Below are 21,238 nucleotides of genomic sequence, written 5' to 3' on the forward strand. Positions count from 1 at the left end.
ACGGCATCTGGCGACTGACACACCGCTTTCGCGAGCAAGCCCGCTCCCACATTTGATTGTCGTTAGCTTTTGGATTTGCGCATTAGCCTATATGCCGCCGGGATGACGAAGAGGGAGAGCAAGGGCGCTGTGAGCATGCCGCCAATCATGGGCGCGGCAATCCGGCTCATGACTTCGCTGCCGGTGCCGCCGCCTAAAAGGATCGGCAGCAAGCCGGCGATGATTACGGCCACGGTCATCGCCTTGGGCCGCACGCGTAATACGGCACCTTCGGTGATGGCTTCCAGCAGGGCCTGGTCCCCTCCTCCCTGGCGTTCGGCCCAGGCGTTTTTCAAATACAGCAGCATGATCACGCCAAACTCCGCCGACACCCCCGCCAACGCGATAAATCCAACACCCGTCGCCACCGACAGGTTGAAGCCCAGCCAGTACAGCAACCACACCCCACCCGTCAGCGCGAACGGCAACGTGGCGAGGATCAGCAGCGCCTCATCCACCCGCCGGAACGTCAGGTACAGCAGCACGAAGATGATCAGCAAAGTCGCCGGCACCACCAGTTTCAGGCGTTCATTGGCCCGCTCCAGGAACTCGAACTGCCCCGAGTAGCTGAGGCTCATGCCCGGTTGCAGTTGCACGTTCTGGTTGATCGCTTCACGCAAGTCCTTCACCACCGACGCCAGGTCGCGGTCGCGCACGTCGATGTACACCCAGCCGGAAGGCCGGGCGTTTTCGCTCTTGAGCATCGGCGGGCCTTCGCTGACCTTGATCCTGGCCACGGTGCCCAGGGTGATCTGGCTGCCCGACGGCGTATAGATCGGCAGGTTGCTCAACGCGCTCACCGAGTCGCGCCATTCTTTCGGGTAGCGCAGGTTGATGGGAAACCGCGCCAAGCCTTCGACGGTCTCGCCGATGTTTTCCCCGCCAATCGCCCCGGAGACAATGGACTGCACATCGGTGATGTTCAGGCCATAACGCGCGGCGGCCGGGCGGTCGATATCCACGTCGATGTAGCGCCCGCCCGTCAGGCGTTCCGCCAGCGCCGAGCTGACGCCGGGCACCGTCTTGGCAACCTTTTCCACGGCCTGGGTCACGGCGTCGATGTCCATCAGGCTGGAACCCGCGACCTTGACGCCGATCGGGCTTTTGACCCCGGTGGCGAGCATGTCGATGCGGTTGCGGATCGGCGGAATCCAGATGTTGGTCAGCCCCGGCACCTGCACCACCCGGTCGAGTTCCTTCACCAGTTTTTCCGGGGTCATGCCCGGCCGCCATTGGTCTCGCGGCTTGAACTCGATGGTGGTTTCGAACATTTCCAGCGGCGCCGGGTCGGTGGCGGTTTCCGCGCGGCCGGCCTTGCCAAACACGTGGGCGACTTCCGGCACGCTCTTGATCAAGCGGTCTGTACGTTGCAGCAATGCGCCGGCAGTTTGCGTCGACAAACCAGGCAACGCCGACGGCATATACAACAGGTCACCCTCATCCAGCGGCGGCAGGAATTCACCGCCCAGGTGCGACACCGGCCATAGCGCACTGGCGACCATCAGCAGCGCGACCAGCATGGTCATGCGCGGCCAGCGCAACACCGCGCCGAGGGCCGGTTGGTAGAGTTTGATCAGGCCGCGATTCAGCGGGTTGCGTTGCTCATCGGGAATACGCCCGCGAATCCAGTAGCCCATCAGCACCGGGATCAGGGTCACCGACAACCCCGCCGCAGCGGCCATGGCATAGGTCTTGGTGTAGGCCAGCGGCCCGAACAAGCGGCCTTCCTGGGCTTGCAGGGTGAACACCGGGATAAACGACAAGGTGATGATCAGCAGGCAGAAAAACAACGCCGGCCCCACCTCCACTGCTGCATCGGTGATGACCTTCCAATGCGCCTCCCCCTTCAATTCCTGGTTCGGATGCGCGTGGTGCCAGGCTTCGATTTTCTTGTGGGCATTCTCGATCATCACCACCGCGCCATCGACCATCGCGCCGATGGCAATCGCAATCCCGCCCAGGGACATGATGTTCGCGTTGATGCCCTGGAAGCGCATGACGATAAAGGCAATCAACACCCCCACCGGCAACGAAATGATCGCCACCAGCGAGGAGCGCAGGTGCCACAGGAAGATCCCGCACACCAGCGCCACCACCAGGAACTCTTCGAGCAGCTTGTGGCTGAGGTTGTCCACGGCGCGATCGATGAGTTTGCTGCGATCGTAGGTGGTGACGATTTCCACCCCGGGCGGCAGGCTGGTTTGCAGTTGCTCCAGCTTGGTCTTGACCGCCGCGATGGCCTCGCGGGCGTTCTTGCCGCTGCGCAGGATCACCACGCCGCCCACCGCCTCGCCTTCGCCATCCAGTTCACTGATGCCCCGGCGCATGTCCGGGCCCAGCTGGATCGTCGCCACATCCCCAAGGGTCACCGGCACGTTGTGGGTGTCGAGCCGCAGGGGAATGCCGCGAAAGTCCTCCAGGGTTTTCAGGTAGCCGGACGCACGCACCATGTATTCCGACTCACCCATGTTCAGCACCGAACCGCCGGTTTCCTGGTTGGCCTTGCCGATGGCTTCCACCACCTGGGCCTGGGTGATGCCGCGACTGGCCAGGGCCAGCGGGTCGATCTGCACCTGGTACTGCTTGACCTGGCCGCCGATGGTCGCCACTTCGGCGACATTGGGCAGGGTCTTGAGCTCGAACTTGAGGAACCAGTCCTGCAACGAGCGCAGTTGCGCCAAGTCGTGTTTTCCGGTGCGGTCCACCAGCGCGTACTGGTAGATCCAGCCGACACCGGTGGCATCCGGGCCCAGCGCCGGCTTGGCCGATGCCGGCAAACGCGCCTGCAACTGGCTCAGGTATTCCAGCACCCGCGAGCGCGCCCAATACAGGTCGGTGCCTTCGTCGAACAGCACGTAAACATAGCTGTCGCCGAAGAACGAAAAGCCACGCACGGTCTTCGCCCCCGGCACCGAGAGCATGGTGGTGGTCATCGGGTAAGTGACCTGGTTCTCGACAATCTGCGGGGCCTGGCCCGGGTACGGCGTGCGGATGATCACCTGCACATCCGACAGGTCCGGCAAGGCGTCCACCGGGGTGTTCTGGATCGACCACAAACCCCAGGCCGTCACGAATAAAGTCGCCAACAACACCAAAAAGCGGTTGGCCACCGACCAGCGAATCAACAGGGCGATCATGGCCGGGCTCCCGGTTGCATGCTCATGCCGTCCATGGCCCCCTCATCTGAAAAACCGCCGGACGATTGAGTGGTAATTCCCTTCAAACTTGCTTCGGAGTCCAGCAGAAATTGACCGGAGGCCACCACCTGCTGGCCTTCCTGCAGGCCGGCGAGGATGACGGTGTTGTCCTGATTTTCTGCACCTACCTGGACTTCTGCCGGGCGATATCGCCCGCCCTCCTCGGCCACCATCACCAGCACGCGTTTGCCGGTGCGAATCAACGCCTCGCTCGGCAGCAACAGCACCGATTGGCCGCTGGATTGGGCCAGGCGCACCTGGGCGGTCATACCGGGGCGCAACATACCGTCAGGGTTGGGCAGTTCGACCCGAACCTGCACGGTGCGGCTGTCCATGGCAGTTGCCGGCAGAATCGCGGCGACGGTGCCTTTGACGACTTGTCCCGGCAACCCGACAAAACGGCTCTCGACCGTTTGCCCAACGGCCAGCGCGGCGCCCTGGGCTTCAGGCACGGCGACCTGCAGCCACACGGTGCCCAGGCCATTGACCCGCGCCAGGGTTTGACCCGCCGCGACGGTCATGCCTTCGCGTACGTCGAGGGTTTGCAACGCGCCGCCCAGCGGGGTGGTGATGGTCATCACCGATTGCACCCGGCCGCTGCGCTCCATCTGCGTGATCAACCCGGCAGGCATTCCGCTCAAGCGCAGACGCTGGCGGGCGGCAGCCAACAAACCTGGATCGCTGTGTCGCAGAGCAAGGAACTCTTCCTGCGCGGCGGCCCATTCGGGCACCAGAATGTCCGCCAGGGGCGCCTGGGCCTTGAGCACATCCCCCGGCGCACGAGCGTAAACCCGCTCGACAAATCCCGCAGCGCGCGCCTGCACCACCGCCACATCGCGGTCGTTGAAGGCGAGGATTCCCGACAGCTCAAGACTCGACGCCAGCACCCCACGGCTGACGCTCGCCAGGCGCACGCCGATGTTCTGGGTCAGGCTGGGGTCGATCTGAATCGCCGCACTCTCCTCGGCGCCACCGGCGTAGCGCGGCACCAGTTGCATGTCCATGAAGGGCGACTTGCCCGGCTTGTCGAATTTTTGCTGCGGGTACATCGGGTCGTACCAGTACAGCGCCTTTTTCTCGTCCGGCGCCTGCATCGTCCCGGCCGTGACCGGCTGTGCCTCGCGCATCTGCGCCAGCCAATAGCCGCCACCCAGACCCAGCAGCAGGACGCCGCCCAACAGGGCCATATTCACGATTCGGTTATTCATTGGCGGGTTCCCCGTAAGCAAAATACAGCTGGGCGCCGGTCAGGGCACGCTGCTCAATGGCGTCAATCTGTTTGAAGCGCGCCTCGACCCACTCGCGGCGGGCGCTGACCGCGCTCATCAGGTCGCCCTTGCCCGCGCGATACCCCGCCAGGCTCAGCGACAATTTCTCCTCGGCCAGCGGCACCAGGCTGTCCTGGCTGCGCTGCACGGCGCGGTCCAGGCGCTGGTAGTTGGCCAGGTCGTCTTCGAGTTCCTGGGTATGTTCACGCGTCTTGGCTTCGCGTTCGGCGTCCAGTTGGTCGAGTTCGGCCTGCTTGGCGGCGATACCGGGGTTTTGTCGGCGACCGGGGAAGATCGGCAAATCGAAGGTGAATTGCAGGCTGACCATGTCGCCGTACTCACGGCCTCGGTGCTGGTAGTCCACTTCCCAACTCCAGTCCGAGGTCTTTTGCGCCTTGGCCTCGTTCAGCCGGGCTTCGGCCTCGCGGGTGCGCGGTGCAAAGGCTTGCAGAACCGGGTGCTGGTGCAGGTTGTGGGTGAAGCCGGTGGTGTCGATTTTCCAGTTCGGCAATTGCCCGCTGGGAGCTTCACTGGCGGCCGGGCCGATCCAGCGCTTGAGGGCCGCCCGGGCCTGGGCGCGTTGCTGGATCAGCTCATCCTCGCGCTCGGCCAGGTCAGCCGCTTCCTGCTTCGGGATCACGACGTCGGAAGGCTGCCCGCGACCGCCGGCCAGTTGCGCACGCACGGTGTCTTGCAGCAGGCGATTTTGCTGATAGAAGTCCTTGAACAGCGCCTCTTTACGCTCCACCGCATAGGCGCGAATCCACGCCTGGGCGGTGGCCTGACGCACATTCAAGCGCTCGATCCGGCCTTCGGCGGCAGCCGTGTCCACGCTGGCCGACGCCAACTCAACCCGTGCCTTGCGCTTGTCGCGGCTGGGCACTTGTTGCTGGATGCCGATCATTTGTTCGGTCATGTCATCGCCATACAGCGTGCCGCGATTGGGCCCGCCAATGGGGAAATTCTGCAGGCCGACGACCAGTTTCGGGTCCGGCAGTTCGCCGGCCGGAATCGCCGCCTGGGTCGCGGCCTGCAATTTGGAGGATTCAGCCGTCAGCGACGGCGCGTTGTTTTGCGCCAGGCGCAAGGCCTCATCCAGGGTCAGCGCAGACGCCAGCGTCGGCCACGCCAGCACGCCCATCACCAGGGCACGCACGCATAGGAAATTCATCTTGAAGTGTCCTGTTCTGTTGCGCTGCGCACCGCTTTACGCGGCCCACAGCAAGGCCGTCCCGGTTCAGGGACGAGTCTTCAGGTGCAACAGGATTCAGCTACGGGGCGGGCGCCAGACGCCGGACGGCGTACGGTCGGGAATGAAGTCGGAAGAGACGCTGACGACCAGCGCATTGGAGGCAGTTACCGGGGCCTTGAGCACCGGCATCGACAATTGCAGCATGCCGCCGGTCTTGCACTCCTGGCCGGGCTTGCAGCTTTTGCTGTGATCGGCGGCTGCGCCGTCCCGGCAACAGTCAGGGGCCATGTCGCTCATCATCTGCATGTCGGACATCTGCATCGGGCACGGCTCGGTGCTCGACGGCACACCCGCCATCCCGGTCAGGGGAAGCGCAAGACTCAACATCAGCACCAGGAAAAAACGCAGATAGCGGCTCATGGGACGGGAGCTTAGCCAAAAGGCGGTTAAGCAACAATTAACAAAATCCGGAGATTTCGCCTTCGCCCGGAATGCAGCAACGACACAAAACAAAATGTGGGAGCGGGCTTGCTCGCGAAAGCGGTGTATCAGCCAATCCATATGTGACTGATACACCGCTTTCGCGAGCAAGCCCGCTCCCACATGGGGACCGAGCAAGCCTGAGGATCAGTGCATGAAGATCGCGATCAGGATAATGACCGGGATAGGCACACCGAGGAAAAACAGCAGTAATGAGCGCATGACGTTCTCCTTGAATTAACGAACGGAAGTGGTGTGGGGAGTGGTTTCCAGATACACCACGGCATCCCGGCGACGACCACCAAAGGTTGCAGCGAGGCTGGCAAAAAACGCACCGATCAACAGCGCCACGAAGGTCCACAGCGACGTGTAGGCAGCCACTTTTGCAGCCGTGTCGGCAGCCTGCTTGGCTTTCAACTTGGCGTCATCCAGAGCTTTTTGAGCCTGGCCATAGACCTGGTCAACACGCGCCTCGGCATCGGCCTGGCTGAGGTTGGTCCGCTGGCTGATCAACTGTGCAAGGTACGCACGGTCTTCAGGTGCCAGCTGACCATTGTTGCTCACGGTACGAGCGAAGATGCGAGCGACCACACCATGCACCGCGTCATCACTGACGGCGGCCGGGCGATCATCACGGAACAGGCTGTCGACGTAGTAGCCAAAGTCTTCGCCCTTGGAGGCAGCGCCAGCCACCTGGCTCATGCCACTGACGGCACCCGAGGCCACACTGGCACCGGCCTTCACACCACCGCTGACCACACTGCTGACCGAACCGACGATCAGCACCGCCGTCACCAATGTCGCCACGGCCCAGGCCAGGAAGCCATGGGCGGTGTCGCGAAAGTACACCTCATCGCCGTGCATATTGGCCCATTTCACCCGCAGGCGACCGGCGATGTAACCGCCCATCCCCGACGCGATGATTTGCGTAACCGCCAGCCAGACAATGGTAGAAATGCCAAGCCCTTTGGCGCTGATGCCACTGTCGGCCCACGGCGACACCGCCGAAAAGCCCAGGCCGAAGCCCAGCAGTACCAGAATCAAGGACAGCGCAGCCGCGGCAGCGGCCCCGGCAAAGATCGCGCCCCAGGAAACCCCGGAGAGCGTGCTCGACTCTTGCAGCGTGGATGAGGATGTAATCATTGTTGTTTTGCTCCAGGCATGAAAAATAGTGTTACAAGTCTCAAAAGGGACAGTGCAGGCGACGTGCCAGAAGCTCGAAAATTAAAACTTCATATATTTCAACAGCTTAATTAAGTTGAACTAATTTGAACCATGCAACTTGCAAGAAATGGCCCGGAGCGGCGGGCGTATTGCATTCCTCGTAGGAAATAACCCGTACGCCCCCCATGGCATGCAAAAAATCCTACACACACAGCGTTCGTTCAGATTCAGCGGGTTATGGTGAATTGTGTCGTTTGTGCCTACATAAATTTTTATTTAGGAAGCGGGCTATCATTTCTTGGCAAAATGCCCGCACTTCAGTGTGAATCGCTCACCAGGTAATCCTTATGACCCGCATTTTGACCATCGAGGACGACGCCGTAACGGCCCGCGAGATCGTTGCCGAGCTGAGTAGCCATGGACTGGACGTAGACTGGGTAGACAATGGCCGCGAAGGCCTGGTCCGTGCCGTCAGCGGTGATTACGACCTGATCACCCTCGACCGCATGCTCCCGGAACTGGATGGCCTGGCCATCGTCACCACCCTGCGCACCATCGGCGTATCCACGCCGATCCTGATGATCAGCGCCCTCTCCGATGTGGATGAACGGGTACGTGGCCTGCGGGCCGGTGGTGATGACTACCTGACCAAACCGTTCGCCTCCGACGAAATGGCCGCCCGCGTCGAAGTGCTGCTGCGGCGCAAAAGCACGGTCAAGGAGTTCGAAACTGCCTTGCGCGTGGCGGATCTGGAACTGAACCTGATCAGCCGTGAAGCCAGCCGTGCCGAACAGCCCCTGAGCCTGTTGCCGACCGAATACAAACTGCTGGAATTCCTGATGCGCAACACCGGGCAAATCCTCTCGCGGATGATGATCTTCGAGGAAGTCTGGGGTTATCACTTCGACCCGGGCACCAACCTGATCGACGTGCACATCGGTCGCCTGCGCAAAAAAATCGACCCGCCGGGCCTCACGCCGCTGATCCGCACGGTACGAGGTTCCGGGTATGTCATTGCTGAACCCCTCTAAAGGCTGGCGCTCTTCCAGCAGCCGGCTGCTGGCGCTCTACAGTTCGTTGTTCGTGGCCTGGAGCTGCATCCTCATGGGCGTGCTGTACTACGAGGTGTCCGGTTACCTGGGCGACCTCTCGCGCCACTCCCTGATGCAGCGCCAGCACCTGTTCCAGCGGTTTGACGGCGAAGAGCTGGTGGAAGCCCTGACCACCAGCATGACCTTCGACATGAAGGGCGTTGACGCCTACGGCCTGTTCGACAATCAGTTCAACCCCATCAGCGGCCCGATCCGCGTGATACCGCCCGACCTGCCAATGGACGGGCACATCCACGCCCTGGCCAACTGCATCGACTCCGACGACCCGAAACTGCCGCGCGACAGCTGCGACGCCGTGGCCACCCACACCGAAGACGGCCGCTGGCTGATCCTGGTGCGGGCCAACGGCTCGCTGTTCGGCGTGACGCGGATCATCCTGCACGCCTTGCTGTGGGGGATCACCCTGACGATCATTCCCGGCGCGGCCGGCTGGCACCTGCTCAGGCGGCGCCCGTTGCGGCGGATTCGCGGGATCCAGGCGAGTGCCGAAGCCATCGTGGCCGGCGACCTGACCCACCGTTTGCCATTGTCCGACCGACGCGACGAACTGGACATGCTGGCAGCCATCGTCAACGCGATGCTCGACCGTATCGAGAAGCTGATGAACGAGGTCAAGGGCGTGTGCGACAACATCGCCCACGACCTGCGCACCCCGCTCACACGCCTGCGGGCGCAGCTGTACCGAATCCAGCAACAGGCTGATGAAGACGCGCCCCACGCCCTGCAACTGGACGCGGCCATCGCCGAGACCGACACCTTGATGGCGCGTTTTCGCGGCCTGCTGCGGATTTCCGAACTGGAAGACCATCAGCGCCGCTCGGGCTTCCTGGTGCTTGATCCCCTGCCCTTGCTGCAGGAACTCCACGACTTCTACCTGCCCCTGGCAGAAGAAGGCGAGATGGAATTGCTGCTGCAAGTGCCGGACTCATTGCCCTGGATCACTGGTGACCGCGCGCTGCTGTTCGAAGCCCTGGCCAACCTGCTGAGCAACTCGATCAAGTTCACCCCGCCGGGCGGCGAAGTGATTTTGCGCGGCGTGAACGATGCCGGCAGCACCCGCATTGAAGTCCTCGACTCCGGCCCCGGGATTCCCGCAGCTGAACGTGCGGCAGTGTTCCAGCGGTTTTACCGGGTGGACGAAGGCAATCAACAGCAAGGCGGGTTTGGCTTGGGGCTGTCGATTGTGGCCGCGATCATCAACCTGCACGGTTTCAAACTGGAAGTCGGCAGCAGCGAACGAGGCGGCGCGAAGCTGATCCTCGAATGCCGCCAACAACTGATGCCCGAAGCCTGAAGCCTGAAGAACACCACAAAACCAATGTGGGAGCGGGCTTGCTCGCGAATGCGGAGTGTCAGTCAACCCATCTGGCACTGATCCACCGCATTCGCGAGCAAGCCCGCTCCCACATTTGATCTTCATTCAGCCCGGAAAATTACCGCGCAACGCATCCAGCCCGCCGCTGTAGACACCGGTAAACAACTCCTCCACCGCCGCATCCGTCACACCGGCCACCGGGGTAAACACACCCGACCAGGTGACCTTGGCGGTGCTGTCCGTCAACGCCTCAACCTTCAACGTCGCCAAATACTCACTCACCGGAAACGGCGACTCGCTGATGGAGTAGCTGTAAGTACGCGCCGCGTTATCAAAGCGTTGCAGCCGCTCCACCACCACACCACCATCCGCCGTTTGCAGATGACGCACGCGCCCGCCTTCACTCGGCTCGCTCTTGACGATAAAGGGCAGCCAGTCCGGCAGCGAATTGAAGCCGCCGACCAATTGCCAAACCTGTTCGGCCGAAACCGGGATTTCAATAACAGCAGATGCTTTTGCCACGATTAACACTCCAAACCATTCAAGAAAAATCAGATCGCCATGCTGTCGACAACACCGCCGTCGACCCGCAACGCGGCACCGGTGGTGGCAGAGGACAACGGTGAAGCAATGTACGCCACCAGATTCGCCACTTCATCCACATTCGCTGCGCGCTGGATGATCGACGTCGGCCGCGCATTGCGCACAAACACATCCGCCTCGTCCCGCGCACTGCGCCCGGACTTGGCCACGGCGTCCTTGAGCATGTGCTCCAGGCCATCGGTAAAGGTCGGCCCCGGCAGGATCGCATTGACCGTCACCCCGGTGCCCGCCAGGCGTTTGGCCAAGCCATGGGACACCGCCAGGTTGGCGCTTTTGGTCACGCCGTAATTGATCATGTCAGCCGGCGTTGCCACCCCGGATTCCGACGACACAAAGATCACCCGGCCCCAGCCCTGCTCGACCATGCCCGGCGTGTAATGCCGCGACAAACGCACACCGGAGATCACGTTGACCTCGTAGAAACGCGTCCACTCGCTGTCGGGGGCGTCGAAGAAATCGACGTCGTTGAAGATCCCGAGGTTGTTCACCAGGATGTCGGCGCGCGGCTCGGCGGCGAACAGCTTTTCAGCGCCCTCGGCCGTACCGAGGTCCGCCACCAGCCCACGCAGATCCGCGCCGGGCACGGCCTGGCGAATGGTCGCCAGCGCCTCGTCGACCTTGCCCGATTCACGCCCGATCAACACCACCGTAGCGCCGGATTGCGCCAGCGCCTGGCTGATGCCCAGGCCTATGCCGGCGGTGCTGCCACTGACGATTGCGACTTTGCCACTGATATCAATTTTCATGTTCGCGTTCCTGTGGTTAGAGCGGCAACGGTGCACGGGCCGAAATCAATCGGGCCTCGCGCAGGGCCTGCCAAAAGGCTGCGGGAATCTTCTCTGACAACGCCGCGACGTCTTCAGCAATGCGCCCCGGACGACTGGCACCCGGAATCACTGCGGCCACTGCCGGGTGAGCCAGGGAGAATTGCAGTGCAGCGGCTTTCACACTCACGCCATGGGCCGCGGCAATCGCCTTGATCTGCTCGACCTTGCTGATGATCGCCGGGCTGGCTTTCTGGTACTCAAAATGTGCGCCGCCCGCCAGGATCCCGGAGCTGTAAGGGCCACCGACCACGATCTCGACGTTCTGCGCCTGGGCTGCATCCATCAAGCGCTGCAAGGCGCGTTCATGGTCGAGCAAGGTGTAGCGACCGGCAAGCAGGAAACCGTCGGGCTGGGCTTCGGCCAGGTCCAGGGTCAACTCGCAAGGCTCGACCCGATTGACGCCCAGGCCCCAGGCCTTGATCACGCCTTCTTCACGCAGGCGGGTCAGCACCTTGAAAGCACCGGTGCGCGCCTGATTGAAGTAGTCCAGCCATTGATCGCCGTAGAAATCCTGGGCGATGTCGTGAATCCACACGATGTCGAGGCGGTCGGTTTGCAGGCGGTTGAGGCTGTCTTCGATGGAGCGCAGGGTGGCATCGGCGCTGTAGTCGTTGACCATCTTGTTCGGCCGGCCATGTTCAAACACGCCGCTTTTCTCGCCAAGGTCGCGGGCGCTTTCTTCCACTTCATCCAGGATCACCCGGCCGACCTTGGTGCTGAGCACGTAGTCGTCACGGTTGTACTTGGACAGGGCCTGGCCCAGGCGGATTTCCGAGAGGCCCGAGCCGTAGAACGGGGCGGTGTCGAAGTAACGCACGCCCTGGTTCCAGGCTGCTTCGACGGTGGCTTGCGCCTCCTCTTCAGGAATCGCACGGAACATGTTGCCCAAGGGGGCGGTGCCAAAACCCAGCACGCCGGGCAGTTTGTCTTTCAAGCTCATGGGGTAAATCCTCAAGATTGTTCAAGGTCGCTGTGTTGACCGTTGAGCAGATCGTAGATTGCAGAGATCGGACCGTCCAAGACATACTGCGACCAACTTGAGTCCCTTAAGGTCTGACATGATCGACTTCCGCCAATTGCGCTACTTCGTTGTAGTCGCTGAAGAAGAACACGTGGGGCGTGCTGCCGAACGGTTGCACATCTCCCAATCGCCCCTGAGCCGGCAGATTGCCCAATTGGAAGAACGCTTGGGCCTGACCCTGTTCGAGCGCAGCCAACAGCGCATCCGCCTGACCCGCGACGGCCAGACGTTCCTCGCCGAAACCAAGGCGCTGCTGACCCACGCCAACCGCCTGGAGTCATTGGGCCGGCGATTGGGTAAAGGCGAAGAAGGCGGACTGTGCATCGGCTACATCGAAAACGCCATGCACGCGGGGGTGCTGCCCAACGGCCTGAAGGTACTGCGTGACGCGCGGCCCAACGTGCATATCGCCCTGTACAACCTGCCCTCCATCGAGCAACTGGAAGGCCTGCGCCAACGCAGCCTGGATATCGCTCTGGTGGGTGAACCACCGGCGGTGGATGACCCGGACCTGATTGCATTGCAAGTGCTGGACGATCCGATGCTGCTGGCGCTGCCCGAGCAGCATCCGCTGGCCAGCGTCAGCGAGTTGCTGCCTGAGCATCTGGCCGAGCAACAATGGATTGGCGTGCAGCGCAAAGCGGGTGCAAACCCGGCGGATGACTTTGTCGCGGCGTGCATTCGGGCAGGGTTTACCCCGCAGATTCCGATGGAAGCCAGCGAGCCGTTTACCGCGTTGGGATTGGTGGCGTCGGGGTTGGGTGTGGCGATGGTGCAGAAGGGTCTGAACCGCAATGCACCGCCAGGCGTTGTGCTGCGAGAACTGCCGTGGCTGACCTACACCACGCCGCTGTGGGCGGCGTGGCATCGGATCAACTTGCGGCCGCTGGTGGAGACGTTCAGGAAAGTCCTGACGGAGCCCCTATCACCTGTGGGAGCCGGGCTTGCCCGCGATGCAGGCACCTCGGTCTGTCAGTAAGACCGCGGTGATGCCATCGCAGGCAAGCCAGCTCCCACAGGGTTTCGGTGTCGCAGTTGAACGTGTGGTGGATCAGTACCGCCAATGCCCCGGCACCCATAACCACTGCCCGTTCCCCCAGCGATAGTGCCCCCGCACCCACTGATACCCTGGCGCCGGCGCCACCGGCACCACCTCGACCAAAGGCGGCGGACGCCGCGGATGAACAGGCTCGACAATACAACCGGACAACGCAGCCGCCATCAACGTGGCGGCCAGCGTAGCTTTGAATAGGCGGGACATGGCACGGTTCCCCAATGAGATTGGCCTTCGCCTGAGTGGCGGGCCTACCCGGGTTAAACGCCGCCACCCGGGAAAATCCGTCGCCCGTCTCGGTTATTAATGCTCGTTCCCACGCTCTGCGTGGGAACGCATCCCGTGACGCTCCGCGTCACCACTGCGCAAGACTTGAACCTTGCATCGCCAACTGGACGCAGAGCGTCCGGGGCGGCATTCCCACGCAGAGCGTGGGAACGATCATCAGTGGCTCTTGGCGACCTTGCCCTTCGCCTGGCCCTTCATATACAACGCCTCCACCAACCGCTGGCGCTCATCCCGGGGCAAGGTGCTGGCGAACTGCGCCAGGGTGTTGTCCACCAGCGCCCTGAGCGCCATGTCCGCCTCCCGGGCCTTGCCCAAATCCGTCACCAACGCCGCACGGTCCAGCGTCGGCGCCTCCAGTTGCTTGATCACGTCCAGCCGCGCCTCGCGCCCGGCAAGTACCAGCGGCTGGCTGTCGGCGCGGTTCTGGCGCAACAACTGGCGCAGTTCCTTGCGCCGTTCCGGCGGCAGCTTGACCATCGCCTGGCGCAGGCCATGCTGGTTAACCACGGCCTCGGCGGGCTTGGTGTTCGCCAACCAATGGTACAAGCCACCGCCGACACCGCCGATCAAAAACACGTTGAACAACACCGACACAACCAGCAGCGGCTTCAGGTACTTGGGTGACGGGGTCATTGCTCGCTTTCCTCGGCGTTGACGGTGAAGACGACTTCGGCGTCGCCCTGGTCGAAGACACTCGGCAGTACTTCAGGGCCAAGCATGGGCAACGGCACGCTCAACGACGCCACCAGGATTCCGGCGGCGACCCCGGCGATGCCCACGCCAACAAAACCGGCCGGCGACAGCCAGCCGGCGTAGCGCGCCCAGAAGGACTGGCGCTGGGGAAACGATTGGCGAATCTGCCGCGCCAGCGCCGGGTCGACGGGTGCCAGTTGATAGCCGTCCAGCTGGCCGTCGAGCCATCGCGCCTGATGCAGCACCTCAAGGAGGCTGGCATCGCCTGCGTCCAGCAGGGCCTGGGCCTCGGCCTGTTCGGCGCGCGGCCAACGGTGCAAGTGGCCGCCGTAAGCCTCGGCCAATTGGGCAAATCGTTCAGGCGTCATGGTTTTCCCCTTCCTGGGCGGGCGGGCCCGGGTGTGTCGTCAAGGTAACTGCGCAGGTTGCGCCGGGCCCGTGACAGCAAGCTCTCCAGTGCCTCGACGCTGATGTTCATCAGCGCCGCGGCGTCGATATTCGACAGCTCTTGGTAATACTGCAACACAATCGCTTCACGCTGGCGATCAGGCAGCGACGCCAACGCCGCCGCCATGCGCTCACTGCGGGCGGCCGCTTCCAGCTGTTCATCGGGCGCAGGCGCTGTGTCGACCACCTCGCTCATCGCCTCCTCATCGTGCAGCGGGCGCTCCTTGCGCCGACGCAAATGGTCGTGGCACAGGTTGAGTGCCACGCGGTGCAGCCAGGTGTCGAAACGCGCTTCGCCACTGCGCCAGCTTGCAGCCTGGCGCCAGATACGCAGGAAGCTTTCCTGGGCCACGTCCCTGGCCTCGTCGGCATCCCCGAGGATCCGACTGGCGAGCGCGAGCAAACGCGGCAGTTTGCGCGTCACCATTTCGTTGATGGCCGCCGGTTCGTTGTTACCGATGCGGGCCAACAGCTCAACGTCCGGATCAGTGTCTTTCAATAGGGCAAGTCTCGGTCCGGTGGCTAAGGGTCAGGTTGACGGAATGCTCAGCGGATCCAGTGCCCTTCTCTCCAGTACCAGTTGGGGCCGCGCGATTCCCAGTGGCCAGGTTCCCAACGGGCGTTGCGCATCACCGGCTGCCAGTGGCCCGGTACCCAGGCATAACCGCGCCCTTCGTAGCGCCAGTGCCCGCGATCCCACACATAGCCAGGGCGTTCGACGGGAACGGCCTCGACGCGCATCGGCGGTGGCGCTTCGCGGATGATCACTTCGGTCTGGGCAAACGTCGGCGTGCTGACCAGGGCGGCCAGTGCCAGCGGGATCAACAGGGCATAACGTAATTTGGCCAGCGGTCGTGCAAGTCTCATGACAACTCCTTCATCGGCGATCGCCAGTGATCGCAGTTGTAGGGTTGAACGGCAGGTGTCCGAAAATCCGTCGCAACAAAAAGAACTTTTTATCGCGACCGCTCAGGACGGCAGGCAGGGCCAGTATTGCCCAGGGTTTGCGGGGAGTTGATGAAATTGTTGAAAGGCCGCGACGGATTTATCCGTATGGCCGCGTTCAAGGGTTAACCGTTGGTAATCGACAGGCGCGTTCTGTTGGTTGGCGACGTCCATCACCTTGAGGAAATCACCATGTCTCGTCGAATTTCACTGCTGGTTGCCGCCGTCCTGCTCATGAACCTTGGCGGCTGCGTGTTCCTGCCGGGGCACCGCGAGCATTGCTGCTGGCGCGGTTACGGGGTAGTGACTACCCCGACGGCACAAGCGATCTCCTGATCCGCTAACTGACCGCTGCAAAACCCCTGCGCCCGGCCTTGATCTCGGTGCGCAGTTCGCCAATCAGGTTTGAGATGGAACGGATGCTGTCCAGACCCTGGGGCGACACACGGGGCAGCAGCAGGTCGACGCGCCCGGAGGCCGGGTCGAAGATGTTGATGCGCAGCGAACCGTCGCTGTTCAATGAGCAGTCACAGGCGAGGGGCAGGAAGCCCGACTCCATGATGTGGCGAAACTCGGCGATCGAAATCATGCGGGCACCCTTCCCTGTACGGGGCTCGGAGGACGTGATCCGTCTAGGGTAGATGAGCTTTTTCAAACTGCCCGGGAATTAATGCAAAAGTGATACTTGGTGCGCATTTCGGCTAAAACCGCTGGCCGGCTGACGCCAAAAAAACCACACCGACACCCTCTTATCCGATGCCGCGCGAAGGGCTTGCTTCCTGGCGATGATGGCAAGATGCTCTGGTTTTTTTCCGACACCGAGAGCACTCCGCATGAGCATCGAACCTTTGATCGAACCCGACAGTGCTGTGTACAAGACGTTGCTGGAATCGACCAAGGCCATCCCCTGGCGTATCGACTGGGCAACCATGACTTTCAGCTACATCGGCCCGCAGATCGAGGCGCTGCTGGGCTGGACGCCGCAGAGCTGGGCCACCGTCGATGACTGGGTGGAACGCATGCACCCGGACGACCGCGAGTATGTGGTCAACTTCTGCGTCTCCCAGTCCCGGGCCGGGGTCGATCATGAAGCCGATTACCGGGCGCTGACCGCCAGCGGTGAGTACGTGTGGATTCGCGACGTGGTGCACGTGGAGCGCAAGGACGGCGAGGTGCAGGCGCTGATCGGCTTCATGTTCGACATCAGCGAGCGCAAGAAGACCGAAGAACACCTGATTCGCCTGCAAAAACAGCTGGAGGAGTATTCGTTTCAGGACGGCCTCACCGGCATCGCCAACCGGCGCATGTTCGATACCGTGCTGGCGCGGGAGTGGACCAGCGCCCAGCGCAGCCAATTGCCGCTGTCGCTGATCCTGTTGGATATCGACTATTTCAAGCAGTACAACGACCTCTACGGGCATATCAAGGGCGACGAATGCCTGCGCCAGGTGGCACGCACGCTGTCGCAGGCGGCCAACCGGCCACGGGACTTCATTGCGCGCATCGGCGGTGAGGAATTTGTGTGGTTGCTGCCGGAAACCGATGCCGAGTCGGCACGGCGCGTGGCCGAACGCTGCCTGCACTTGATCCGCCAGCAGCAGATCGCGCATGAGCACTCGGCGGTGTCAGACCTGCTGACACTGAGCCTGGGCGTAGGCACTTGCACGGTAACGCCGGGCAGCGCGGCGCTGGCCTTTGTCGAGGCCGTCGACAAGTTGCTGTACCAGGCCAAGCGCAATGGCCGGATGCGTGCAGAGTTTGCCAACGTGGCGGATTGACACAAAAGCCAAATCGCGGACAAAAAAAATCCCAAGTAGCTGATGGAAACTTGGGATTTAAAAATGCATAAACCGTGGGAGGTGAACGCCCGGCTATATTACCCAGCGGGAAAACTTGTAACAAGATAATTTTCAACCTTTCGTCGGATTAAAACAGCGCTAAGTCATTCAATAACCACACTTTTTTAATGGATCCGATTATTGGAAATGCCACTTTTTGGTGCAATAACAGCGCATCGTTAAACAAACTTCGCTGTTTAATTCCTCGATAAAAATAAGGCTATTGATTAGAAGTGCGTGGGCTTCTTCAAGTCGTGCTGATACAGGTGTTTGCACGGATCCACCAATACAAGTTCGTCCTGGGGCGTGGCGCGCGAAACACTCGCCGCCTGGCGGCATAACGCCAGGCGCTCCGCCGCCTCTTCCCGCTGCCGGTCGACCTGGGCATTGAGCCGAACGAAATAGGTCCCCAACAACACCGCGACACATAGAACGCCGACGCCAAAATAGCGCAAGGCGTTGGATTGAGGGGGTTCCAGCTCACTCATACACTCATTGCACCTTGTGTTTCTGATAGCGAACATCGTCGCCCTCGGCCGTGTCGACCACTGCCCAGCCAAGCCGCTGGTAAAAACCGTTGGCACGGATCTGATCCCGCCCATCCGTGATCAGGAAGAGCGTGTCGTGGTGCTCGAACAGCGCGGCCTCGGCCACTGCCATCAATTGGCGGCCCAACCCAAGGTTCTCGTGAGACGGCAATACAAACAGGGCGAACACCTCGCCTTCGGCAAGATCAACCATTGCAAACGCGACAGGCCTGCCGTCCAGTTCGGCAAGCCATACGCAAGGCGCCTCGCGCATGCTGTCGGCGACGACTTGCGGGGTAATGCCCAGCTCAGCCATCTGCTCGCGGCTTAAGTGGTTCTGCACCACGGCGGTGCGAATGTCGAAAATGGCATTGATATCGCCCGGAGTTGCCAACCGTATAACCGAACCCATGTGCACCGCCTCCCGATGAGACGCTCAATTGTATGTAAATTGAAACACATCGGTTGTGGTGGATTTGTAAAACAGTCAGCCGGATTGCGCGTTAATCCTGCTCACGCCGCCTGAACTGCCCCGGCGCCAGCCCGTGGGCCTTGCGGAAACACCGGGAAAAATACGCCTCGTCGGTAAACCCGCAACGGTGCGCAATCGCGCCGATCATCTGCGGGCTGTTGAGCAGCAGCGTGCGCGCCAGTTGCATGCGCCGGTCGAGCACCAACTGGGAGAAGGGTTTGCCGGTTTCCTTGCGCAACAGGTGGGTCAGGTAGTTGGGCGACAGGAACGCCGCCGCCGCGGCATCCGTCAGGTTCAGCGACGGCTCGTGCAAATGCTCGCGGATGTAGCCTTGCACCCGGGCCAGGGCATCCTTGCGCCCACGCCGGGTGGCGTTGTTGGCGGCGAAGGCCTGGAGCGGTTCGGCGTACTGTTCGCACACCAGCCCGATCAACTGGAACAGGTAACCCTTGAGCCGCTCCCGGGCGCCGAAGCTGCGGTGGGCGTCCAGGGTGCGCATGTGTTCCAGCCAGGTTTTGACTTCTTCGAAGGCCGCGTCGTCGAGGATGAAGTCCAACTGCTCCTGGAAGCGGAACGGCGACAGCTCCGGCGCCTGGCCGATGGGGATGTCTTCCAGGTCCAGCGGGTCGCAGGTCAGTTGCGGCAGGAAAAAACCCTGGCTGAAATTGATCAGCATGAAGTCGCCGTCGTCGGGATGGGGAATCACGTGCAGGCGATGGGGCAGGATAAAGGCCAGGGCCTTTTTCGGGAACGGGCGCACCGCACCGCCGATGTGCTGCACGGTGTCGCCACCCAGGTTGATCTGGATCTGGAAATATTCGTGGCGATGGGGACTGGTCAGCGCCGCCCTGCCCCGCTTGTCGCGGATGTAGAAGTCGGAGCGGTCGCTGCGTTGTTCCATGCCATAGGTGGTGATGCGGGTGCCGGGCATACGTACTTCTCGGAGGGCCTGGGCACCACTGTAGCGTCAACCCTGGCCGAGGGTGAAGCTCAGCTCCGCCAGGCCGTCGATCCCGGCGGTCACCACATCGCCCGGTTGCAAGGCGCCGACGCCCGCCGGGGTGCCGGTAAAGATCAAGTCGCCGGCTTTCAGCGCCACGGATTTGGACGCGTGGCTGATCACCTCACTGACCGACCAGATCTGGTCTGCCAGATCGCCCACTTGACGTTGCTCGCCATTCACCTTGAGCCAGATTCGCCCAGTGCCCGGGTGGCCGACGGCACTCACCGGCCGCAGCGGAGTGCAAGGTGCCGACTCATCAAAGGCCTTGGCCCATTCCCACGGCCGCGACAGCTTTTTCGCCTGGGCCTGGAGGTCGCGGCGGGTCAGGTCGATGCCCAAGCCGTAACCCCAGATATGCGCAAACGCATCTTCCGGGGCGATGTCCACGCCGCCCTTGCCGATGGCCACCACCAACTCGACTTCATGGTGCAGATCGGCGGTCAGCGGCGGATAGGCGATCACGCCCTCGGCGGGCACCACGGCATCAGCTGGCTTCATGAAAAAGAACGGCGGCTCGCGGTCGGGGTCGTGGCCCATTTCGCGGGCATGTTCGCTGTAGTTGCGCCCGACACAGAACACCCGGCGCAGCGGGAAGCGGGCGTCGTCGCCGTGGATGGCGAGGGACGGGGTTTCGTTGGGAGTGATGACGTAGCGGGTCATGGCATGTGCCTCTTCGGTTACCTGGGGCCAGTATGCGGACGGGCTCCGGGGCGAAGTTGGACAGGCTTACGCAGATTTTGTACTGGGCGGTGCATCGGTCACTTTGCCGAGCGAACCCAACACTGCTAGCCTCATCGCGCTTTCAACCCCTGATCCCGCAGAAAGGACTCTGATGAACATCATTCGCGCCGTCGCCCTCTTCGCCGCCTCATTGTTCTCGATGAACACTTCAGCCAAGGCCCCGCTTCCGGGATTCCAGTTGCCCAAGGCAGATTCGGAATATGACGAGAAGGTGTTGGCGGATATCAAGAAGATCGGCTGGCACCATGTGCATGTGCGGGCTGAAGACGGTGAGCCTTCGTTCGCCTACTCCCTGGGGTTCTACGCCAACTTCGGCCAACCGGAAATCATCGTATTCGGGCTGCCCCCGCAGATTGCCCAGCAGTTGCTGAACATCGCCGCGATCCGCTTTGCCGGTGCAAAAGCCGCCTATGAAACCTACAAGCCCTATGACGATATTGCCGAAGGCATGCGCATCGCCTTCATTCCTGTAGACCGCAGGCACTACCGCGAGTACCTCGGTTATGCCGGCTGGTTCTACGCCTCGATCAAAGCTGATTTCCCTGCGTTGCAAATGGTCTGGCCGGACAAACAAGGGCGCTTTCCGTGGGAGCCCAACTACGACCAGTCGTTCTCAAGGCTCCAATTGCTGCTGGATAAATAAGGGTTATTTACGCGCCAGCTTGTAGCGCAAACAGTCCTGATAAAAACTCTGGCGAATCACCTCGGGCTTGACCCGCGAACGGCTGTCGTAGGTCTGTTCGGTGATGCCCATGGCCATCATGTGCATCCAGGGTTTCTTGAACTGGTAGGTCTTCAGCTTCTGCCGCGCGGCGTACAGCGAGACGCCCGACAGCTTCAATTCCTGGGCCCGGGCGGCGGTGCCAGCCCCCCAACTGCACATGTACTTGTCGTTGTCCCGCAGCTCCCGTGCCTCAACCGAAACCGCCCCACCCGCCAGGGAACAGGCGATCAGCATGATTCCAACATTGCGCATTTGCATCCCGCCTAACCACCTGAAAATAAAAGTGAT

Annotated in this window: 25 protein-coding genes; 6 read left to right on the forward strand and 19 right to left on the reverse strand. The window is 61.9% G+C overall.

Annotated elements, in window-relative coordinates; translation table 11 throughout:
* Nucleotides 1-62: 62 nt before the first annotated feature.
* From V6607_RS19910 to V6607_RS19930, 5 genes are all read right to left on the reverse strand, one after another.
* Nucleotides 63-3,176 (reverse strand): efflux RND transporter permease subunit, encoded by a 3,114-nt coding sequence (locus tag V6607_RS19910; RefSeq protein WP_134326900.1) that lies wholly within the window; start codon nucleotides 3,174-3,176, stop codon nucleotides 63-65.
* Nucleotides 3,173-4,444: an efflux RND transporter periplasmic adaptor subunit gene (locus V6607_RS19915; RefSeq protein WP_134326901.1), complete on the reverse strand. Its 1,272-nt coding sequence runs from the start codon at nucleotides 4,442-4,444 to the stop codon at nucleotides 3,173-3,175. Before V6607_RS19915 ends, V6607_RS19910 begins: the two co-directional genes overlap by 4 nt.
* Complete coding sequence (locus tag V6607_RS19920) at nucleotides 4,437-5,675, reverse strand: TolC family protein (protein WP_134326902.1); 1,239 nt, start codon at nucleotides 5,673-5,675, stop codon at nucleotides 4,437-4,439. Before V6607_RS19920 ends, V6607_RS19915 begins: the two co-directional genes overlap by 8 nt.
* A gap of 96 nt (nucleotides 5,676-5,771) precedes the next feature.
* Nucleotides 5,772-6,116 carry a hypothetical protein gene (locus V6607_RS19925; RefSeq protein WP_134326903.1) on the reverse strand — a complete coding sequence of 115 codons (345 nt, stop codon included), beginning with the start codon at nucleotides 6,114-6,116 and terminating at the stop codon, nucleotides 5,772-5,774.
* Between the two features lie 297 nt (nucleotides 6,117-6,413).
* Complete coding sequence (locus V6607_RS19930; protein WP_003219728.1) at nucleotides 6,414-7,319, reverse strand: hypothetical protein; 906 nt, start codon at nucleotides 7,317-7,319, stop codon at nucleotides 6,414-6,416.
* A gap of 368 nt (nucleotides 7,320-7,687) precedes the next feature.
* Here V6607_RS19930 and V6607_RS19935 point away from each other — a divergent pair, with 368 nt between their 5' ends.
* Nucleotides 7,688-8,371 (forward strand): response regulator transcription factor, encoded by a 684-nt coding sequence (locus tag V6607_RS19935; RefSeq protein ID WP_003219726.1) that lies wholly within the window; start codon nucleotides 7,688-7,690, stop codon nucleotides 8,369-8,371.
* Complete coding sequence (locus V6607_RS19940; RefSeq protein WP_008435962.1) at nucleotides 8,349-9,746, forward strand: HAMP domain-containing sensor histidine kinase; 1,398 nt, start codon at nucleotides 8,349-8,351, stop codon at nucleotides 9,744-9,746. Before V6607_RS19935 ends, V6607_RS19940 begins: the two co-directional genes overlap by 23 nt.
* A 126-nt stretch (nucleotides 9,747-9,872) precedes the next feature.
* Here the strand turns inward: V6607_RS19940 and V6607_RS19945 are convergent, their stop codons facing one another.
* Genes V6607_RS19945 through V6607_RS19955 form a run of 3 tightly spaced genes read right to left on the reverse strand, consistent with a single transcriptional unit; the run spans nucleotide 9,873 to nucleotide 12,137 of the window.
* Nucleotides 9,873-10,289 (reverse strand): SRPBCC family protein, encoded by a 417-nt coding sequence (locus tag V6607_RS19945; RefSeq protein ID WP_008435964.1) that lies wholly within the window; start codon nucleotides 10,287-10,289, stop codon nucleotides 9,873-9,875.
* Nucleotides 10,290-10,318: 29 nt separating this feature from the next.
* Nucleotides 10,319-11,116 carry an SDR family oxidoreductase gene (locus V6607_RS19950; RefSeq protein ID WP_134326904.1) on the reverse strand — a complete coding sequence of 266 codons (798 nt, stop codon included), beginning with the start codon at nucleotides 11,114-11,116 and terminating at the stop codon, nucleotides 10,319-10,321.
* A gap of 16 nt (nucleotides 11,117-11,132) precedes the next feature.
* Nucleotides 11,133-12,137: an aldo/keto reductase gene (locus V6607_RS19955; protein WP_003219721.1), complete on the reverse strand. Its 1,005-nt coding sequence runs from the start codon at nucleotides 12,135-12,137 to the stop codon at nucleotides 11,133-11,135.
* 118 nt (nucleotides 12,138-12,255) lie between these two features.
* Between V6607_RS19955 and V6607_RS19960 the strand changes: the two genes are divergently transcribed.
* Complete coding sequence (locus V6607_RS19960) at nucleotides 12,256-13,197, forward strand: LysR substrate-binding domain-containing protein (RefSeq protein WP_134326905.1); 942 nt, start codon at nucleotides 12,256-12,258, stop codon at nucleotides 13,195-13,197.
* 72 nt (nucleotides 13,198-13,269) lie between these two features.
* On the opposite strand, the gene V6607_RS19965 is transcribed toward V6607_RS19960, so the two are convergent.
* The 5 genes from V6607_RS19965 to V6607_RS19985 all read right to left on the reverse strand — a co-directional run bounded on the left by V6607_RS19965 (nucleotide 13,270) and on the right by V6607_RS19985 (nucleotide 15,567).
* Entirely contained in the window at nucleotides 13,270-13,479 is a 210-nt protein-coding gene (locus tag V6607_RS19965; protein WP_080673247.1) for a YXWGXW repeat-containing protein, read from the reverse strand.
* Between the two features lie 237 nt (nucleotides 13,480-13,716).
* Entirely contained in the window at nucleotides 13,717-14,193 is a 477-nt protein-coding gene (locus tag V6607_RS19970; protein ID WP_134326906.1) for a periplasmic heavy metal sensor, read from the reverse strand.
* Nucleotides 14,190-14,621: a hypothetical protein gene (locus tag V6607_RS19975; protein WP_003219715.1), complete on the reverse strand. Its 432-nt coding sequence runs from the start codon at nucleotides 14,619-14,621 to the stop codon at nucleotides 14,190-14,192. Before V6607_RS19975 ends, V6607_RS19970 begins: the two co-directional genes overlap by 4 nt.
* Nucleotides 14,618-15,199, reverse strand: a complete 582-nt coding sequence (locus V6607_RS19980) for an RNA polymerase sigma factor (RefSeq protein WP_134326907.1) — start codon at nucleotides 15,197-15,199, stop codon at nucleotides 14,618-14,620. The genes V6607_RS19975 and V6607_RS19980 overlap by 4 nt, the downstream gene beginning before the upstream one ends.
* 47 nt (nucleotides 15,200-15,246) lie before the next feature.
* The gene (locus tag V6607_RS19985) at nucleotides 15,247-15,567 is read right to left on the reverse strand and encodes a YXWGXW repeat-containing protein (RefSeq protein WP_003219711.1); all 321 of its coding nucleotides are present in this window, start codon (nucleotides 15,565-15,567) and stop codon (nucleotides 15,247-15,249) included.
* A 270-nt stretch (nucleotides 15,568-15,837) separates the two neighbouring features.
* Between V6607_RS19985 and V6607_RS19990 the strand changes: the two genes are divergently transcribed.
* Nucleotides 15,838-15,981 (forward strand): hypothetical protein, encoded by a 144-nt coding sequence (locus V6607_RS19990; protein WP_166742173.1) that lies wholly within the window; start codon nucleotides 15,838-15,840, stop codon nucleotides 15,979-15,981.
* Between the two features lie 4 nt (nucleotides 15,982-15,985).
* Here V6607_RS19990 and V6607_RS19995 read toward each other — a convergent pair whose 3' ends face one another.
* A complete protein-coding gene (locus V6607_RS19995; RefSeq protein ID WP_008435982.1) occupies nucleotides 15,986-16,234 on the reverse strand; it encodes a DUF1652 domain-containing protein in 249 nt (82 codons plus the stop codon).
* 244 nt (nucleotides 16,235-16,478) lie between these two features.
* On the opposite strand from V6607_RS19995, the gene V6607_RS20000 reads away from it, so the two are divergent.
* Nucleotides 16,479-17,423: a sensor domain-containing diguanylate cyclase gene (locus V6607_RS20000; protein ID WP_134326908.1), complete on the forward strand. Its 945-nt coding sequence runs from the start codon at nucleotides 16,479-16,481 to the stop codon at nucleotides 17,421-17,423.
* A 287-nt stretch (nucleotides 17,424-17,710) separates the two neighbouring features.
* Here the strand turns inward: V6607_RS20000 and V6607_RS20005 are convergent, their stop codons facing one another.
* From V6607_RS20005 to V6607_RS20020, 4 genes are all read right to left on the reverse strand, one after another.
* Nucleotides 17,711-17,971: a hypothetical protein gene (locus V6607_RS20005; protein WP_134326909.1), complete on the reverse strand. Its 261-nt coding sequence runs from the start codon at nucleotides 17,969-17,971 to the stop codon at nucleotides 17,711-17,713.
* A gap of 4 nt (nucleotides 17,972-17,975) precedes the next feature.
* Nucleotides 17,976-18,422: a GNAT family N-acetyltransferase gene (locus V6607_RS20010; RefSeq protein WP_003219700.1), complete on the reverse strand. Its 447-nt coding sequence runs from the start codon at nucleotides 18,420-18,422 to the stop codon at nucleotides 17,976-17,978.
* Nucleotides 18,423-18,513: 91 nt separating this feature from the next.
* A complete protein-coding gene (locus tag V6607_RS20015) occupies nucleotides 18,514-19,413 on the reverse strand; it encodes an AraC family transcriptional regulator (RefSeq protein ID WP_134326910.1) in 900 nt (299 codons plus the stop codon).
* Nucleotides 19,414-19,449: 36 nt separating this feature from the next.
* On the reverse strand, nucleotides 19,450-20,145 hold the full coding sequence (locus V6607_RS20020) for a fumarylacetoacetate hydrolase family protein (RefSeq protein WP_102369405.1): 696 nt from the start codon (nucleotides 20,143-20,145) through the stop codon (nucleotides 19,450-19,452).
* Between the two features lie 172 nt (nucleotides 20,146-20,317).
* Between V6607_RS20020 and V6607_RS20025 the strand changes: the two genes are divergently transcribed.
* Entirely contained in the window at nucleotides 20,318-20,869 is a 552-nt protein-coding gene (locus V6607_RS20025) for a DUF4262 domain-containing protein (protein ID WP_003219697.1), read from the forward strand.
* A gap of 3 nt (nucleotides 20,870-20,872) precedes the next feature.
* Here V6607_RS20025 and V6607_RS20030 read toward each other — a convergent pair whose 3' ends face one another.
* Nucleotides 20,873-21,202, reverse strand: a complete 330-nt coding sequence (locus tag V6607_RS20030) for a hypothetical protein (RefSeq protein WP_023658946.1) — start codon at nucleotides 21,200-21,202, stop codon at nucleotides 20,873-20,875.
* Nucleotides 21,203-21,238: the final 36 nt, after the last annotated feature.

The organism is Pseudomonas sp. KK18, assembly GCF_037094675.1.
GTDB lineage: Bacteria > Pseudomonadota > Gammaproteobacteria > Pseudomonadales > Pseudomonadaceae > Aquipseudomonas.

Bases quoted from the DNA above. Each gene is read 5' to 3' on its own strand.
- V6607_RS19930 (WP_003219728.1), bottom strand. From the start codon at position 7,319: ATGATTACATCCTCATCCACGCTGCAAGAGTCGAGCACGCTCTCCGGG.
- V6607_RS19960 (WP_134326905.1), top strand. From the start codon at position 12,256: ATGATCGACTTCCGCCAATTGCGCTACTTCGTTGTAGTCGCTGAAGAA.
- V6607_RS19915 (WP_134326901.1), bottom strand. From the start codon at position 4,444: ATGAATAACCGAATCGTGAATATGGCCCTGTTGGGCGGCGTCCTGCTG.
- V6607_RS20030 (WP_023658946.1), bottom strand. From the start codon at position 21,202: ATGCGCAATGTTGGAATCATGCTGATCGCCTGTTCCCTGGCGGGTGGG.
- V6607_RS20010 (WP_003219700.1), bottom strand. From the start codon at position 18,422: ATGGGTTCGGTTATACGGTTGGCAACTCCGGGCGATATCAATGCCATT.
- V6607_RS19925 (WP_134326903.1), bottom strand. From the start codon at position 6,116: ATGAGCCGCTATCTGCGTTTTTTCCTGGTGCTGATGTTGAGTCTTGCG.
- V6607_RS19985 (WP_003219711.1), bottom strand. From the start codon at position 15,567: ATGAGACTTGCACGACCGCTGGCCAAATTACGTTATGCCCTGTTGATC.
- V6607_RS20000 (WP_134326908.1), top strand. From the start codon at position 16,479: ATGAGCATCGAACCTTTGATCGAACCCGACAGTGCTGTGTACAAGACG.
- V6607_RS20025 (WP_003219697.1), top strand. From the start codon at position 20,318: ATGAACATCATTCGCGCCGTCGCCCTCTTCGCCGCCTCATTGTTCTCG.
- V6607_RS20005 (WP_134326909.1), bottom strand. From the start codon at position 17,971: ATGAGTGAGCTGGAACCCCCTCAATCCAACGCCTTGCGCTATTTTGGC.
- V6607_RS19990 (WP_166742173.1), top strand. From the start codon at position 15,838: ATGTCTCGTCGAATTTCACTGCTGGTTGCCGCCGTCCTGCTCATGAAC.
- V6607_RS19965 (WP_080673247.1), bottom strand. From the start codon at position 13,479: ATGTCCCGCCTATTCAAAGCTACGCTGGCCGCCACGTTGATGGCGGCT.
- V6607_RS19940 (WP_008435962.1), top strand. From the start codon at position 8,349: ATGTCATTGCTGAACCCCTCTAAAGGCTGGCGCTCTTCCAGCAGCCGG.
- V6607_RS19920 (WP_134326902.1), bottom strand. From the start codon at position 5,675: ATGAATTTCCTATGCGTGCGTGCCCTGGTGATGGGCGTGCTGGCGTGG.
- V6607_RS19955 (WP_003219721.1), bottom strand. From the start codon at position 12,137: ATGAGCTTGAAAGACAAACTGCCCGGCGTGCTGGGTTTTGGCACCGCC.
- V6607_RS19950 (WP_134326904.1), bottom strand. From the start codon at position 11,116: ATGAAAATTGATATCAGTGGCAAAGTCGCAATCGTCAGTGGCAGCACC.
- V6607_RS19970 (WP_134326906.1), bottom strand. From the start codon at position 14,193: ATGACCCCGTCACCCAAGTACCTGAAGCCGCTGCTGGTTGTGTCGGTG.
- V6607_RS19995 (WP_008435982.1), bottom strand. From the start codon at position 16,234: ATGATTTCGATCGCCGAGTTTCGCCACATCATGGAGTCGGGCTTCCTG.
- V6607_RS20015 (WP_134326910.1), bottom strand. From the start codon at position 19,413: ATGCCCGGCACCCGCATCACCACCTATGGCATGGAACAACGCAGCGAC.
- V6607_RS19975 (WP_003219715.1), bottom strand. From the start codon at position 14,621: ATGACGCCTGAACGATTTGCCCAATTGGCCGAGGCTTACGGCGGCCAC.
- V6607_RS20020 (WP_102369405.1), bottom strand. From the start codon at position 20,145: ATGACCCGCTACGTCATCACTCCCAACGAAACCCCGTCCCTCGCCATC.
- V6607_RS19935 (WP_003219726.1), top strand. From the start codon at position 7,688: ATGACCCGCATTTTGACCATCGAGGACGACGCCGTAACGGCCCGCGAG.
- V6607_RS19910 (WP_134326900.1), bottom strand. From the start codon at position 3,176: ATGATCGCCCTGTTGATTCGCTGGTCGGTGGCCAACCGCTTTTTGGTG.